Origin of the sequence: Streptomyces sp. NBC_01276, from assembly GCF_041435355.1 — a bacterium.
Lineage (GTDB): Bacteria > Actinomycetota > Actinomycetes > Streptomycetales > Streptomycetaceae > Streptomyces.
Genome location: NZ_CP108442.1, coordinates 369,691 through 385,769, shown reverse-complemented (window position 1 = coordinate 385,769; position 16,079 = coordinate 369,691). Strand labels below are relative to the sequence as shown.

Genomic DNA, 16,079 nt, shown 5'->3' with positions numbered 1-16,079 from the left:
GATACGGGGACGGTCGGTCGGTCGGTCGGTCGGTGGGTGGATGGATGGGTGGGTGGGTGGGTGGGTGGTGCGATCGACGGGAGGGCGGGCGGCTCGCCGCGGTCGGGGGCCGGCGGTCTCGCGACCCCCGCGGCAAGCCCGGCCGCCACCGACCGTAGGGCGGATGGGGCCGGTCCTCGGCGAACGGATCGAACCCGTGCCCAACACCGGATCGACCGCGGCACGGAACGGTGTCACCGGCCCACCGGGGGAGGCGCATCGTTCATCCGTTCTCGACGACGACGGATTCCTCGATCCAGGGCGCGGACCCGTGGCCGCCGGCCAGCAGGTCCGCGGCCAGTTCCCGGCCGTGGTTCTCGGCAGCCGCGCGGAACGCGCTCGCCAGGAGCTCCACCAATCCCTGGGCGAAGACGCCGGTGCTGTGGTCATCCGGTCCGGCAGCGGAACTCCGCTCGTGGCAGGGCAGGTTGAGCGCGAGGATGTCCGATCCGACGACCTTGATCAGCTCCTCGGCGGCGCCGTCGACCCGGTCCAGCAACCGTGCCAGGCACTGCAGGGTGACCGCCGCGGGGATCCCCGCCCGGACGAGGTCGAGGGAGGCACGCAGGATGCCCGGCCGGGCGATGCGCACGGCGCCGTCCTCGTCCCAGCCGACCACGCCGTGCCGGTTCAGGGAGTGGAAGACGCCGGGCCGTTCCCGTATCGCCCGCTGCAGGGCGGTGGTGAGCTTCTCCCGGTCGTCATCGCGGCCCTCCGCACCGAGGATGGCCGCGATGGAGACCAGGTTGAAGCCTTGCCGCTGCAGCGAAACGATGTGCTCCAGCCGGCGTACGTGCGCGTCGTCGTAGTAGCCGACCCGCCCCCTGCGGATCGGCGGCTGCAGCAACTTGCGCGATTGGTGCGCCCGGACGTTCCTCGGCGACATGCCGACGATCCTGGAGAGTTCCTCCACGGTGTAGCGGGCCGCCGGACGGTCCGGGCTCGTCAGGGACAGGGGGCTCGATGTCATGGTGTGTCCTTCCACGGGCCGGCACCGCGGTGTTGGTGATGGCGAGGGGATGGTGGGTGTGGTGATGGGGTGGGGTGGGGGTACCGCAGCGCGAGAGGGGCGTGCGGTGTGAGGGGTCGGTCCTGAGGCCTCGGAGGCCGGCCGTGGGCCGGCCGTGCCGTGCCCAGCCGTGCCCAGCCGTGCCCTGCCGTGCCCAGCCGTGCCGTGTTCCGGCCGTGCGGCCGGACCCAGTCGAGCACGCACCCGACGGCTCGGACCAGGCGGTTCAGCCCGCAGGACTGGATCCGGCATACTTCTGCCGTACAGATCGCGCCGCACCCGGGGAGCGCGGCACCACGAGGAGCGTTCCACGTGCGGCAGCCCTGCCGAGTCCCTGCCATCGGGCGTTCATCAGCAGCCGGTCCGTCATGAGCGGCGGCGGATCCGCGCCCGGCGGGTTCGGGGAGCTGCTGCGCGGCCTGCGCGTCCGCGCCGGCCACACCCAGGAGCGACTCGCCCACGCCGCGGGAGTGAGCGTCCGCACCCTCGTCGATCTGGAACGCGGCCGTACCCGCGGACCGCAGCGCCGTACCGTGCAGGCCCTGGCCCGCGCACTCGCCCTGGACACCGCGGACCGCGGCGGCCTGGAACGGGCCGCCGCCTTCGGCCGTCCCCGCTCACGCCCGGCCACCCTGCCCCCGGGCACCCTGCCGCTGCCGCGCGACCTCAGTGACTTCACCGCCCGTACCCAGGCCCTGGCCCGCCTGCGCGCCCTGGCCGAACGCCCCGGAGGGGACTCGGCCCCCGTCGCGGTCGTCGCCGGGCAGCCGGGCCTCGGCAAGACCGCCTTCGCCGTCCACGCCGCGCACTCCCTCGCCCCGCACTACCCCGACGGCCAGTTCGCCGTCGACCTGCGCGGCATGGACGAGCGGCCCGCCGACCCGCGTGAGGTCCTGGCCCGTCTGCTGCGCGCCCTCGGCGTGTCCGAGCGTGCCGTCCCCCACGACACCCAGGACCGTACGGGTCTGCTCCGCTCGGTCACCGCGGTCCGCCGACTGCTCCTGCTGCTGGACAACGCGGCGGACGAGGACCAGCTCCGCCCGCTGCTCCCGGGCCGGGGCAACTCACTGACCGTCGTCACCAGCCGCCACGCCCTGGCCGGCCTGGAATGCGCGCACCGCGTCGACCTCGCCCTGCTGCACCGCGAGGAGTCCGTCGAACTGATATCCCGGATCATCGGCGCACAGCGCGTCGCCCGGGAGGCCGAGGCCGCCCGCGACCTCGCCGACCTGTGCGGCCACCTGCCGTTGGCCGTCCGGATCGCCGGACAGCGCCTGGCGATCCGGCCGCAGGAGCGCCTGGGCAAGCTGGTCGCCCAACTCGCTCGCGAGGAAAGCCGCCTGGACGCCCTGAGGGCGGGGAGTCTGGAGATGCGGGCCGCGTTCGCGCTGTCCTACCGCCGCCTCACGCCGACCGCCCGCACCCTGCTGCGGCGCGCCGCCCTGGCGGCCGGCCCCGACTTCAGCCCGGAGACCGCGGCCGTGCTGGCGGGCGTCACCCTGCGCCGGGCCCGGCTGTGCGTCGAGGACCTCGCCGACCGCGGTCTCCTCCAGCCGCACCCGGAAACAGAGCGCTACCGCTTCCACGATCTGCTGAAGCTGTTCGCCACCGAGCAGCTCGCCGCCGACGACGACCCGACCGCCCTCGCGGGCGCCCGTGACCGCACCGCCCGCTGGATGCTGACCCGGGCCGCGGCGGCGGCGCTCCACTTCGACGCGGACCACGGCCGGACCCCCGATGGCGACCCGGACCCCGTGACCGCCCCCACCGGCCTCGAAGGGGCCCGCGCCTGGCTGGAAGCCGAACGCGCCCAGTGGCTCTGGGCGCTCCACCACGCCCGGGCCGCCGGATGGCACCGCGAGGTCGTCGACACCGCCGAGGCCATGCACTGGTTCTCCGACCGCACCCAGCACTGGGAGCAGTGGGTGGAGGTGTTCCGGCTCTCCGTCGCCGCCGCCCGCGCGCTGGGCAGCCGCGCGGACGAGACCGTGCACCTCAACTACCTGGCCTGGGCCTACAACATGTGCACCTACGACCACCACGCCGCCCTGGAGACCGCCGACGAGGCCCTCACCGCGGCCCGGGAGGGCGGCGACCGGCTCCAGATGGGCTGGGCCCTGGGCTACGGGGCGGGCGCGCTCAAACGCCTCGGCCGCACCGGCGAGGCCATCGCCTGGCTGCGCGACTCCGCCGCCTGCCACCGCGACAACACCACCCCCCAAGGCCGTCTCGCCGAACTGACGACCCTCAACACCCTCGGCGTCTACCTGCGCGAGACCGGCCACGCCGGCCATGCCCTCGCCATCCACCGCAGCAGCGAGGCCATCTGCCGCGCGGGAATCGCGGGCCAGTCGCCCGACCTCATCGCCGTCTACCACGCCGCCACCCTCTACCACCTCGGTGGCGACCTGGCCGTACTCGCCCGCTGGTCCGAGGCGGAAGCCCACCTGCGCCGGGCGCTCAGCTGCTTCGAGGCCGCGGACATGCCGGCCTGGAGCGAACCGGCCCGCCTCGACCTGGGCATCGCCCTGCACCACCTCGGCCGCGACGAGGAGGCCCGCACCGCCCTGGCCACGGCCCATCGCACCCTGACGGAGCTCAACCACCCCCGCCACGCCGAAGCCGCCGCCCTCGTGGAAGGACTTCCCGACGCCACCGGACGACCCGGCCTGCCGGCCGGATCGCCCGCCGAAGAGGCCTTTTAGCAGGATCCAAGGGCGGACGGGCGTATTCCGGTAAACGTTTTCCATCCTCTGGCAAAGCATGTGCCGGGCTCTTGCCCTGCCGGGGGGCGACCCGATGGGATGCGCGAGTCCCCTTGCTGAGCTCCGCCGGGCCTCAACCCGTCGGCCCCGCCTCCCGCTCCACCGCTCTCGGCGCCGACCGGCGCCCTGCCGCGTGCGGGCGGGGGCGGGACCGGGTGATCCGGTCTCAGCCGAACCGTGACGTACCGGGTGATCCGGTGCGTCATGCATGCGAACATCGAGGTCGAGTCACATCGTGCGTCAGATATCCTCCGCCGCCAGGCTTCTCACCATCGCGGCACTTCCGCTGGCGCTGACCGCCTGCTCCTTCACCGACACGAAGGCCGCCCCGAAGGCCCCGGCCGCGGGATCGCCTGCGGCCGCCGCGGCGCCGTCGGCCGCGGCCCCGGCCGCCGAGCCCAACAAGGGCCTGCCGACCGGCAAGCAGCTCAAGGCGGCGCTCGCGCCCGCTTCGTTCTTCGCGTCCGGCTTCACCCCCGATCCGGAGCTCGCGCGCGACACCGGCGACACGTACCAGCTGCCGGCCACCGCCGATGTGCCCACCCCCGACTGCACCAAGCTCGGCGGGACCTCGTGGACGGAGATCACCGGGATCACCGGCGTCTCGTTCGCGCAGAACGCCTATGTGAACAAGAACTCCTCCGAGGAGTTCGCCCAGGAGATCGACGTCTACCGGGACACGACCGCCACGACCGTGCTCGACGCGCTGGGCAAGATCTCCATGGCCTGCCCGAGCTACACCGACGGCGACACCCACGCCAAGGTGACGGTCACCGAAAAGCCCCTGGCGGGTCTGGGCGACGGCGCCTGGGTCATCACCCAGACGAGCACCGCCTGGCAGGGCGGCACCGCGCTGGTGGCCGCGCGGGTCGGCACCTCGGTGGTGACCGTGCTCGCCAGCAGCGGGAGCGACAACGGTGTCACGGGCGCCACCAAGCTGACGAAGCAGCTGGTGGCGTCCCTCAAGGGCAAGGCCTGACGGGCCACATCCTTGCGTGGTGCCGCTCCCGCGCGACGGGAGCGGCGCCACCGGGCCCGTCGGACCGACCGCGGGTGCCGGGAGCCTCGGGGGCGTCAAGGGGGTACAGGTGCGCTAACGGCCCCCTTAAGGCTCTTCGGGCGAATTCCGGCAATTCGCACCTGTGTCCCGAATCTCCACCTGCGGCTCGGCATCATGTCGATCACGGCGAAGGCGGCGACCGGAGCGGCCTTCAGTGGCAGACAGGTATCCAGTGCAGTGAACGACATCGCGCGGCACCCGCTGACGGCATATCAACGGGACGTCTGGGCCGCCGCCTCCCAGGCTCCCCGATCACCGCAGTTCAACGGCGTCCTCCACGAGAAGCTGCGGGGCCGCGTCGACCACGACGCGCTCACCGGGTGCGTCGAGGACGCGTTAAGGCGTCACGAGACCTTCCGGCTGCGCTTCGGCGAAAAGGAGGGGAGGCCCTTCCAGTGGGCGGCGGGCGAGGACATCCGCGTCACCCGGGTGGACCTCACCCGGGAGCCCGAACCGGACGTGGCGTGCGCCGAGTGGACACGGCGCTCCATGGAGACGGCACTGCCCCTCACCGACGGCGGGGCCCTGGTCGAGGCCACACTGCTCCTGGAGGGCCCGGACGTCACGCACCTGCACGTCAAGGTGCACCACATCCTCGCCGACGGCTGGACCGTCCACCGGCTCAGCCATGAGGTCTTCGCGGAATACGAGCGGAAGACGAGCCCCGGTCGTGAGGCCACCGGCCCCTGCGGGACCTCCTCCTACCTCGCGTTCATCGATGAGGAGGCCGCCTACCGCGCCGGTCCCGGGGGTGACCGCGACCGCGCCTTCCACCGGGAGGCCCTGACCGGTGTGACGCCCGCGCTCTTCGCGCGCACCGCCGACGAGCACACCCGCGGACGTCATTCCTTCGTCGTCGAGGGCAGCCTCGTCGAGCAGGTCCGCGCCGCCGGCTTCTCGCCGTTCGCCTACATCACCGCCGTGTTCGGGACCTGGCTGACACGTCTGCACCGCAGCGAGGAAGCGGTCCTGGGCATTCCCTTCCTGAACCGGCCGGAGGACCACCACAAGGACGTCCTCGGCCAGTTCGCCAACACCCTGCCGCTGCGGGTGCCGGCGCCCGGCGGGCGAACGGTGCGGGAACTGGTCGCCGAGACCCAGGACGCGACCCGCGCGCTGCGGCGCCACGAGCGCCTCTCGCTGGGCGACGTCCTGCGCGAGCTGCCCCCGTCGGCCAACGGCCCGCGCCGGCTGTTCGACGTGACGCTCTCCTACCTGCACTGGCCGCCGCCGGAGCCGGTCACCGGCGTCGAACGGCAGACGGCCATGATGGCCCCCTCGCACGACCAGGACGCCCTGGGCGTCATCGTGTCCGCCTTCGACGGCACCGCCGACATGCGCGTCGACCTGGACTACGCCCGCGACGTCTTCGACGAGGACCTGCCCATCGCGTCGGTCGCCGGCCACCTCCGGACGATGCTCGAACGCGGCGTGACCATGCTGGACGGGCCGGCGTCGGCCGTCCCGATGCTGACGCCCGCCGAACACGCGGACCTCACCGCGATACGCGCCCACGGTCCGCGGGTGCCGTATGCCGACGAGGCCACGCTGCACGGCCTGTTCGAAGCGCAGGCCGCCCGCCGTCCCCGGCAGACCGCCGTCATCGGGGCGAACGGCGAGACGCTCACCTACGCCGAACTGGACGAGCGGGCCAACCGGGTCGCCCGGTCCCTGCGCGAGGACGGCGTCGGCGCGGACGACCGCGTCGCGGTGATGCTGGAACGCGGTCCGCAGTTGATGGTGGCGCTCCTCGGCGTCCTGAAGTCCGGTGGCGCCTACGTACCGGTGGACCCCGGCTACCCGTCCGAGCGCGTACGGTTCCTGCTGGAGGACAGCCGCGCCAAGGTGGTCGTCGTGGACGGCACGGGCCCCGCCGCCGGCCTCCCCGACGGGGCGAGGGTGCGGCGCGTCGAGGAGCTGCTGGAGGGCGGTGGCGCCCCGCTCGCGCCGGTCGCCGGCTCCCGCGACCTGGCGTACGTCATCTACACCTCCGGTTCGACGGGCCGCCCCAAGGGCGTGATGGTGGAGCACCACAGCGTCGTCAACCGCCTCGCCTGGATGCAACGCCGCCATCCGCTCGGCGACGGCGACGTCCTGCTGCAGAAGACGCCGGTCTCCTTCGACGTATCGGTGTGGGAGCTGTTCTGGTGGGCCGTCGAGGGCGCCGCGGTGGCGCTGCTGCCGCCCGGTGGCCAGCAGGATCCTCAGGAGATCCTGCGGACCGTGCGGGAGCGGGGGGTCAGTGCCCTGCACTTCGTGCCCTCGATGCTCGGACCGTTCCTCGACCTGCTGGAGACCCTGCCGGAGGGCCGCGCGGGCCTGGACCGCCTGCGGTACGTCTTCTGCAGCGGCGAGGCCCTGCCGCCGGCCGCCGTCGAGCGGTTCAACCGCGTCTTCGCGGCCTCCGGGGCGGAGCGTCCGGTACGGCTGGTCAACCTGTACGGGCCGACCGAGGCCACGGTCGACGTCTCGTACCACGACTGCCCGGGGGACCCCGCCGGGAAGGTGACCCGGGTCCCGATCGGACGGCCGATCGACAACACCCGGCTGTACGTGCTGGACCCCGCCGGGCTGCCCCAGCCGTCAGGCGTCGCCGGCGAGCTGTGCATCGGTGGTGTCGGTGTCGCCCGGGGCTACCTGGACCGACCGGAACTGACCGCCGAGAAGTTCGTCGAGGACCCGTTCACGCCCGGCGGACGCCTCTACCGCACCGGCGACCTCGCACGCTGGCTGGCGGACGGCGCCCTGGAGTACCTCGGGCGGATCGACGGCCAGGTCAAGATCCGGGGCAACCGCGTGGAGCCGGGTGAGGTCGCGGGCGCCCTGCGCTCGCTGCCCGGCATCCGTGACGCCATCGTCGTGGACCGCAGCACCGCCGACCGCGGCACCCACCTCGTCGGCTACTACGTCGCCGACGCCGACCTGGACGACGCACGGCTGCGCGAGCCGCTCGCGCGGACCCTGCCGGCGTTCATGGTCCCGGCCCACTTCACGCGGATCGACGCCATACCTCTGACCCCCAACGGGAAGGCCGACCGCGGCGCGCTGCCCGAGCCCCGCAACGCCGCGGCCCCGGACGGCGGCCGGCCGCCGCGGAGCCGCGCCGAGGCCGTACTCGCCGAGGTCTGGGCCGAGGTGCTGGGCTGGGAGCACGTCGGCGTCGACGACGACTACTTCGCGCTCGGCGGAGACTCCATCCTCATGCTCAGCGTGCGTGCCGGGGCCGAGGCCCGGGGCCTGCGCTTCTCCCTCACCGACCTCATCCGGAACCCGACGGTGGCGGGGCTGGCCGCACGGGCCGAAGAGGCGACCGCGCCGGACGACAGCGCCGCACCCTCCCCGTTCGCCCTCGTGTCCCGGGTGGACCGGGCCCGGCTGGAAGGCACCGAGGACGCCTGGCCGCTCACCCGGCTCCAGCTCGGCCTGCTCTACCACAGCAGCAGGCGCGAGACCTCCGCCACGTACAAGGACGTCTTCCGGTACACCCTCGAACTGCCCTGGGACGAAGGAACGTTCCGTCAGGCGTTCGGCAAGCTGGTCGCGCGTCATCCGGTACTGCGCTCCGGCTTCGACCTCGCCGGCTTCTCCGAGCCGCTGCAGATCGTCCGCCCGCAGGCCCCCGGGGGCCTCGACGTCGTCGACCTGCGCCCGCTCGACGACGACGCGGCCGAAGCCGAGGTCCGGGCACACATCGAGGCCCGCCGCCTCCACCCCTACGCCTTCGACCGGGCCCCCCTGTACCTCTTCCGCGCCCACGTCCGGCCCGGAGCCGTCGACCTGGTCCTCAGCTTCCACCACGCGCTGCTCGACGGCGGCAGCGTGGCCACCCTCCTCCAGGAACTGCTCCAGGACTACGCGCACGGCCTGGGCCTGGCCATCGGCGCCGTGGACGACACGCCGGCCCCGTCGGCCGCGGCCTACGCACGGGAGGAGATCGCCGCCCTGGGGTCCGTGGAGTCGCGGCGGTACTGGCGGGAGAGGCTGGCCGGCAGCGAACCCCTGCAGATCGAGGCGTTCCGTACGCACCTGCCCGGCACCGACCGGGAGCCGTCGGCGCACCGCGCCGACCTCGACCCCGAACTCCTCGTGCAGGTACGCGAGTTCGCCGCCGCACAGCACCTGCCGGTCAAGTCCGTCTTCCTGGCGGCGCACTGCCTGACGCTGGCCATGTTCGCCGGCACCGGTGACGTGACCACCGGACTGATCACCCACGGACGGCCCGAGCTCGCCGGCGCCGAACGCACGGCCGGACTCTTCCTGAACACGGTGCCCCTGCGCCTCGACGTCGCGCGGGACCGGTGGCTGGACGTGGCGCGCGAGGCCTTCCGGCAGGAACAGGACGGCCACCCCCACCGTCGCTACCCGCTGAGCGCCATCCGGGAGGACCACGGCGGTCCCGTCCTGGACACCGCCTTCAACTACGTGCACTTCCACCAGCTGTCCCGGGTCTTCGGCCTGCCGGGCGTGCGACTGCGCGAGATCAGCACCTGGGAGGAGACCGACTTCGGCCTCCTGGTGAACGTGGTGACCGAGCCGGACGGCGGACGCGTGTGGATGCGGATCGACCACGACGGCACCGGATTCTCCGCCGGCCAGGCCGCCCTCTTCGCCGACGGGTACCGGAAGATCCTGCGGAGCATGGTGGAGGACCCGCACGCCGAACCCGACTTCGCCTTCCTCGCCGGCCGGCCGTCCCCGGCCCGTGCCACCCCGCGGCCCACCGTCGTCGAACGCTTCGCACGGCAGGCCGCCCGCACGCCGCGGGCCACCGCCCTGGTGATGGGGGAGGAGCGGTGGGACTACGCGCGGCTGGACGCGACGGCCGGCCGGGTGGCCCGCCGGCTGCGCGGACTCGGCGCCCCGGTCGGGGCCCGGATCGGGATCGCCATGGACCGTTCGCCGCACACCGTCGCCGTGGTCCTGGGCGTGCTGCGGGCCGGCTGCGCGGTGGTGCCGCTGGACGTCGGCTACCCCGCGAAGCGGCTGGCCGAGATGCAGGAGCAGGCCCGGCCCTTCCGGGTCATCGCCCCCGCCGCCCACGCCGGTCTCGTCCGTGACCGCTCGCTGCTGCTGCCCGCCGAGTCGGTGACCGATCCGTCCGCGGGGCCCGTGGCGGAGCTCCCGGCGACGATCCCCGCCGACACCACCGCCTACGTCCTGTTCACCTCCGGATCCACGGGCCGGCCCAAGGGCGTGGCCATGCCGCACCGTTCCCTGGCGGGCCTGGTCGACTGGCAGGCACGGGCGGAGAGCGGCGCCGCGGGCGGCGCCACGCTCCAGTACGCACCGATGAGCTTCGACGTCTCCTTCCAGGAGATCTTCTCCACCCTCTGCTCCGGCGGCACGCTGCACCTCATCGGCGACGCCGAGCGGCGCGACATGCCGGAGCTGCTCCGGCTGATCGACCGCGCGGGCATCGAGCGCGTCTTCCTCCCCTACGTGGCACTCCAGCAGCTGGCGGAGACCGCGCAGAGCCTGGGCATCACCCCCCGTGCCCTGCGGGTGCTGGTGTCCTCGGGCGAGCAGTTGCGCGTCACCCGGGAGATCCGGGCCCTGTGCGCCGCGCTGCCCGGCGCCGTGCTGGAGAACCAGTACGGGCCGACGGAGACCCACGTCGCCACCGCCTTCACCATGACCGGCGACCCCGCGGCCTTCCCCACGCTGCCCCCGATCGGACGCCCCGTCGACGGCGCCGAGGCGTACGTGCTGGACGCCCGGATGCGCCCGGTGCCCGCCGGAGTGCGCGGCACGATCCACCTGGGCGGCACCTGCCTGGCCGACGGCTACGAAGGCCGCCCCGACCTCACCAAGGAGCGCTTCGTACGGCACCCCTTCGCGGGCGAGGACCGGATGCTGTACGACACCGGGGACCTCGGGATGGTGCTGCCCGACGGGACGCTCGTGTACACCGGCCGGGCCGACGCCCAGGTCAAGGTGCGCGGCTACCGCGTCGAACCCGCCGAGGTGGAACTGGCCGTCACCGCCCTCACCGAGCAGTACCCGTCGCTGCACGACGCCGCGGTGGTGGCCCGGCACAAGAACGGTGAATGCCTCCTCGTGGCCTTCCTCGTGGGCGAGGGCACCACCGAGGACCTGACGGCCATCCGCGAGCGGCTGCGCACCGACCTGCCCGAACACCTGGTCCCTTCCCACCTGCAGTGGGTGACCCACCTGCCGCTGACCCCCAGCGGGAAGCGGGACGACGCCGCCCTGCGCCGGACGCCGCTCGCCGCCACGGCCGCCACCGCCGAAGCCGGCGGGACCGGGCCGCGCGACGACCACGAACGCGCACTGTGCGAGATGCTGGCGGACCTGCTGGAACTGCCCGCCGTCGGTGTCCACGACAACCTCTTCGACCTGGGCGGCACCTCGCTCACCGCGATGCGGCTGACGGTCCGGATCGAGCAGCGCTACGGCGTCGCCGTCCCGCTGTCGCAGTTCATCGCCGCTCCCACCGCGGCCGGTCTCGCGGCACGGCTGCGCGCGGGCGGCGCGGCCCCCGCCTACGACCCCCTGGTCCCCATCCGCCCGCAGGGCACCCGCCCGCCGCTGTTCATGGTCCACCCCATGGGCGGCAACGTGCTGTGCTACGTACCCTTCGCCCGGCACCTTCCCGCGGACCAGCCGCTCTACGCGCTCCAGGCGTGCGGCGCGGACCCCGGCACCACACCGCTCGGCACCGTCGAAGAGCTCGCGGACAGCTACATCGCCGCCCTGCGGACGGTGCAGCCGCACGGCCCGTACAGCGTCGGCGGATGGTCCTACGGCGGCTTCGTGGCCTTCGAGATCGCCCGCCGCCTGCGGGAGGCCGGCGAGGAGGTGGCCCACCTCGTGCTCCTGGACACCACCGCGCTCAGCCGCGAGGAGCGCCACCGGCACGACGACGACGCGCTGCTGGGGTGGTTCTTCTGGGAACTGCTCTGGCTGAAGCGCGGCGGGGACTCGCCGATGGAGGTCATACCCGACGAACTGGAGGGCCTGGAGGAGAAGTTCGACTTCATCGCCCGCCTCGCGGCCGACGAGGGCGTCCTGCCGGCCGGCAGTTCGGGAGCCGTCATACGCCGGCTCTTCGCCGTCTACCGGGCGAACTGGCGGGCGGCGCTGGAGTACCGCCCCGAGGGCGGGTACCGGGGGCTCACCCTGATCCGCGCCATGGAACCCCTGCCCGACGTCCTCGCCGCGATGCACGGCGCGGCCGGAAGCCGCCACGAGGACGAGTCCAACGGCTGGCGGGACATGGCCGGCGGCAGGCTCCGGATCATCGCCGTGCCCGGCGACCATCTCACGATCATGGAGGAACCGTACGTGGAGCACACGGCGAGGACGGTCGCGGACCTGATCAGGTCCGGAACCCCCGAAACCACCGGAACCCCCGGAACCCACGAGGAGAACTGACGACATGCCGACGAATCGCCCCGTGAAGGCCATCGTCATCGGAGCCGGCATCGGCGGGCTGGCCTGCGCGGTCACACTGCGCCGGGTCGGGATCGACGTGGAGGTGTACGAACGGGCCACCGAACTGCGTGCCGCCGGTTCCGGCCTGTCGGTCATGAGCAACGCCATCAGCGCCCTCGCCACGCTCGGCATCGACCTGGGCCTGGAGGAACGCGGCCGGGTCGTCGAGTCCTTCACCGTCGTGGACCACAGCGGCCGTCTCATCAGGGACCTGCCCTTCAAGGAGGTCTGCGAGAAGGTCGGCGCGCCCAGCGTCTGCCTGAGCCGCTCGGACCTCCAGAAGGCCCTGCTGGAGGCGGCCGGGGACTGCCCCGTCCACCTGGGCGCCACCGCGACCGGCTTCGAGAGCGACGACTCGGGCGTCGTCGTCCGCTTCGCCGACGGGAGTTCGGCGCGCGGGGACCTCCTCATCGGTGCCGACGGGTTCAACTCGGCCGTACGCGGCGGGCTCGTCGGACCGGAGACCTCGCAGGACAGCGGCTACGTCTGCTGGCTCGGCATCGTCCCCTTCCGCCACCCCGGGCTCGCCCCGGGCGCCGTGCGCCACTACTGGGGCAGCGGACAGCGCTTCGGTCTCATCGACATCGGCCACGGGCGCTCCTACTGGTGGGGCACCCGGAACATGCCCGAAGCCCGCTCGAAGGCCTGGGACGGCACCAAGGAGGACGTCCTGCGGGCCTTCGAGGGGTGGGCCGACGAGGTGCGGTCGGTGATCGGGGCCACGCCCGCCGAGGGCATCCTCGCCACGCCCTCCCACGACCGTCCGTTCCTGGAACGGTGGGGAGAGGGCCCCGTCACCCTCCTCGGTGACGCGGCGCACCCCATGCTGACCACCCTCGGGCAGGGGTCGGCCATGGCGATCGAGGACGCCGTGGTCCTGGCCCACACCCTGGCCGGGCCGGAGGCCCGCGAGGACCTGCCGCTCGCCCTGCGGACCTACGAGGACCGCCGCCGCGACCGGACCCGGGCCATGGTCGCCGCCTCCCGGGCGATGAGCGACCTCGAACAGGCCGACACGCCCGAACACCGCCGGGTCCGCGACGACTACTTCCGCCTCACGCCGCACGAGGAACTGGCGCGCCGGAACGAGGAGGCCCTGACCTTCCCGGCCGTCCCGGTGCCCGAAGCCCGCATCCGGCGGGAGGCCGGCCGGCGCGGGCTCTCGTAAGACCACTCCTGCCGCCCCGGCCGAGCCGGGGCGGCAGGGGGCTCAGGCTCCCCGCAGGGTCCGTACCCGCCTCTCGATCGCGGTGATCAGGGCCTCGACCCTGACCTCGAAGATCTGCTCCTCCGTCACCTCGGCGAGCTCGGTGCTCAGCCGGGTGATGTGGGGGAAGCCCGCGGGGTCGACCAGCCGGTACTCCCGGCTCCAGGAGGACTCGTCGGCCGCGCGGACGTCCGGGTCGAAGAGCAGGTAGGCGGCGCGCTGGCCGACGTAGGCCAGCAGGGAGTCGCCGACCATCCGGTAGTGCACGGCCGCCTCGGCGCCTTCGAGCCCGGCCTCCGTGACGGCGCCGAGGATCAGTTCCACCACCCGGAACTCGTTGGGCCTGCGGGTGGTCCGGCTGGCCATGGTCGAGCCGACCACCGGGTACTTGAGGGCGACCTCCAGGGAGCCGGCGGCCAGGGCCCGCAGCCGGTCCTTCCAGTCGAGGCCCCCGGGGATGCGGTCGAGGACCTCGCCCAGGGTGCGGTCCGCCACCGACAGCAGCAGGTCGTCCTTGTCGCGGAAGTGCCGGTAGACCGCCGTCGGGTCGGCGCCGAGCTCCTCGCCGAGACGGCGCACGGTGAAGGCGTCCTCGCTGCCCCGCGCCGCGATGCGCAGGCTCGCTTCGATGATGGCGTCGGGCGTGAGCTGGCTTCCGGCGCGCTTGGACCGGGTGGGTGTCTCGGATGACTTCGGCATGGTGCGGTCAGTGTAACGATGCGGAACAGAGGCAGCGCAACACCGTTGACAACACTGTTGCGCTCCCGTTCACTCCTCCTCAACGAACACGCCGTGCGGGCCCGGCCCGCCGAGCCGGAGGAAGCGTCGATGGACCGGAACAGGCAGCGCAGCAGGCAGCGGGCGGACACCGTCTTCGTGGGAGGACAGGTGTTCACGGGGACCCACGGGACACCGGTCGACGCGGCCGTGGCCGTCGGCGCGGGCCGGATCCTCGCCGTCGCCGACGAGAGCGCCGTGCGCTCGCTCGCCGACGCGGGCACCGAGGTGGTGGACCTCGCGGGCGGGCTGCTCCTCCCCGGATTCCAGGACGCCCACGTCCACCCGGTCGTGGCCGGCGTCCAGATGCTCGGCTGCGACCTGAGCGGGGAGCACTCCATCGACGGCTACCTGGCCGTGGTGGCCGCGTACGCCGCCGCGCACCCCGAGGCCCCGTGGATCCGCGGCGGCGGCTGGTCGATGGACGTCTTCCCCGGTGGCACCCCCACCCGGGCCATGCTCGACGCCGTGGTGCCCGACCGGCCCGTCCTGCTCGGCAACCGCGACGGACACGGCGCCTGGGTCAACACCCCCGCCCTGCGCCTCGCGGGCGTCGACGCCGCCACCCCCGACCCCGTGGACGGCCGGATCGAGCGGGAACCGGACGGGTACCCGGCCGGCACCCTCCAGGAGGGGGCCGTGGAGCTGGTCGCCCGCCACGTGCCGATCGCCACCGCCGACGAGGCCCACGCCGGCCTCCTCGCCGCCCAGGAGCACCTCTTCTCCCTGGGAGTGACCAGCTGGCAGGACGCCATGATCGGCGCCTTCCCCGGCAACCCCGACAACTACGACGTCTACCTGCGCGCCGCCCGCGAGGGGTCGCTGCGGGCCCGGGTGGTCGGCGCCCTGTGGTGGGACCGCGAGCGCGGGCTGGAACAGATACCCGAGATCGAGGAGCGCCGCCGCACCGGACGGGTGGGCCGCTTCAACGCCACCAGCGTCAAGATCATGCAGGACGGCATCGCCGAGAACTTCACGGCCGGCATGCTGGAGCCCTACCTCGACGGCTGCGGCTGCGCCACCGGGAACTCCGGCCTCAGCTTCATCGATCCCGAGCTCCTCACCGAAGCCGTACGGCTCCTCGACCGCTCGGGCTTCCAGCTCCACTTCCACGCGCTCGGGGACCGCGCGGTCCGGGAGGTCCTCGACGCCCTGGAAGCCGCCCGCGCGGCCAACGGCGCCAACGACAACCGCCACCACCTCGCCCACCTCCAGGTCGTCCACCCCGACGACATCGCCCGCTTCGCCCGGGTGGGGGCGGCCGCCAACATCCAGGCGCTGTGGGCCGCCCACGAACCGCAGATGGACGAGCTGACGATCCCCTTCCTGGGCCCCGAACGCGCCGCCCTCCAGTACCCGTTCGGAGACCTCCTGCGCGCCGGAACCCGCCTGGTCGCCGGCAGCGACTGGTCGGTGAGCAGCCCCAACCCGCTCTGGGGCATCCACGTCGCCGTCAACCGGACCGTCCCCGACGAGGCCGCCGGAACCCCCGACGGAGCCGACGGCCCCCACGGCCGCCGCGAGCCGGTCGCGCCCTTCTTCCCGGAGCAGGCCCTCACCCTCGCCCAGGCCCTCACCGCCTACACCGCCGGCAGCGCCTGGGCGAACCACCTCGACACGGTCACCGGCACCGTCGAGGAGGGCAAGTACGCCGACCTCGTCGTGCTCGACCGCAACCCCTTCGAGCTGCCCCCCGGCGAGATCGCCGGGACCCGGGTGCGCCGCACCTACCTCGACGGCGAAGAGGTCTTCGCCGCGAAGGACTGA

The 16,079-nt window shown here is 73.5% G+C and carries 7 protein-coding genes; 5 read left to right on the top strand and 2 right to left on the bottom strand.

Features of this window, described 5'->3' with window-relative positions; genetic code table 11:
• Positions 1–262 precede the first annotated feature (262 nt).
• Positions 263–1,009, bottom strand: a complete 747-nt coding sequence (locus OG295_RS01495; RefSeq protein WP_371675123.1) for a MerR family transcriptional regulator — start codon at positions 1,007–1,009, stop codon at positions 263–265.
• A 407-nt stretch (positions 1,010–1,416) separates the two neighbouring features.
• Here OG295_RS01495 and OG295_RS01490 point away from each other — a divergent pair, with 407 nt between their 5' ends.
• The 4 genes from OG295_RS01490 to OG295_RS01475 all read left to right on the top strand — a co-directional run bounded on the left by OG295_RS01490 (position 1,417) and on the right by OG295_RS01475 (position 13,496).
• Entirely contained in the window at positions 1,417–3,753 is a 2,337-nt protein-coding gene (locus OG295_RS01490; protein ID WP_371675122.1) for a helix-turn-helix domain-containing protein, read from the top strand.
• 295 nt (positions 3,754–4,048) lie between these two features.
• Positions 4,049–4,792, top strand: a complete 744-nt coding sequence (locus OG295_RS01485) for a hypothetical protein (protein WP_371675121.1) — start codon at positions 4,049–4,051, stop codon at positions 4,790–4,792.
• Between the two features lie 267 nt (positions 4,793–5,059).
• Positions 5,060–12,268, top strand: coding sequence for an amino acid adenylation domain-containing protein (locus tag OG295_RS01480; protein WP_371681071.1), 7,209 nt, complete (start codon positions 5,060–5,062; stop codon positions 12,266–12,268).
• Positions 12,269–12,272: 4 nt separating this feature from the next.
• Positions 12,273–13,496: an FAD-dependent monooxygenase gene (locus tag OG295_RS01475; protein WP_371675120.1), complete on the top strand. Its 1,224-nt coding sequence runs from the start codon at positions 12,273–12,275 to the stop codon at positions 13,494–13,496.
• Between the two features lie 42 nt (positions 13,497–13,538).
• On the opposite strand, the gene OG295_RS01470 is transcribed toward OG295_RS01475, so the two are convergent.
• Positions 13,539–14,234, bottom strand: coding sequence for a TetR/AcrR family transcriptional regulator (locus tag OG295_RS01470; RefSeq protein ID WP_371675119.1), 696 nt, complete (start codon positions 14,232–14,234; stop codon positions 13,539–13,541).
• Between the two features lie 129 nt (positions 14,235–14,363).
• Between OG295_RS01470 and OG295_RS01465 the strand changes: the two genes are divergently transcribed.
• On the top strand, positions 14,364–16,079 hold the full coding sequence (locus OG295_RS01465) for an amidohydrolase (RefSeq protein WP_371675118.1): 1,716 nt from the start codon (positions 14,364–14,366) through the stop codon (positions 16,077–16,079).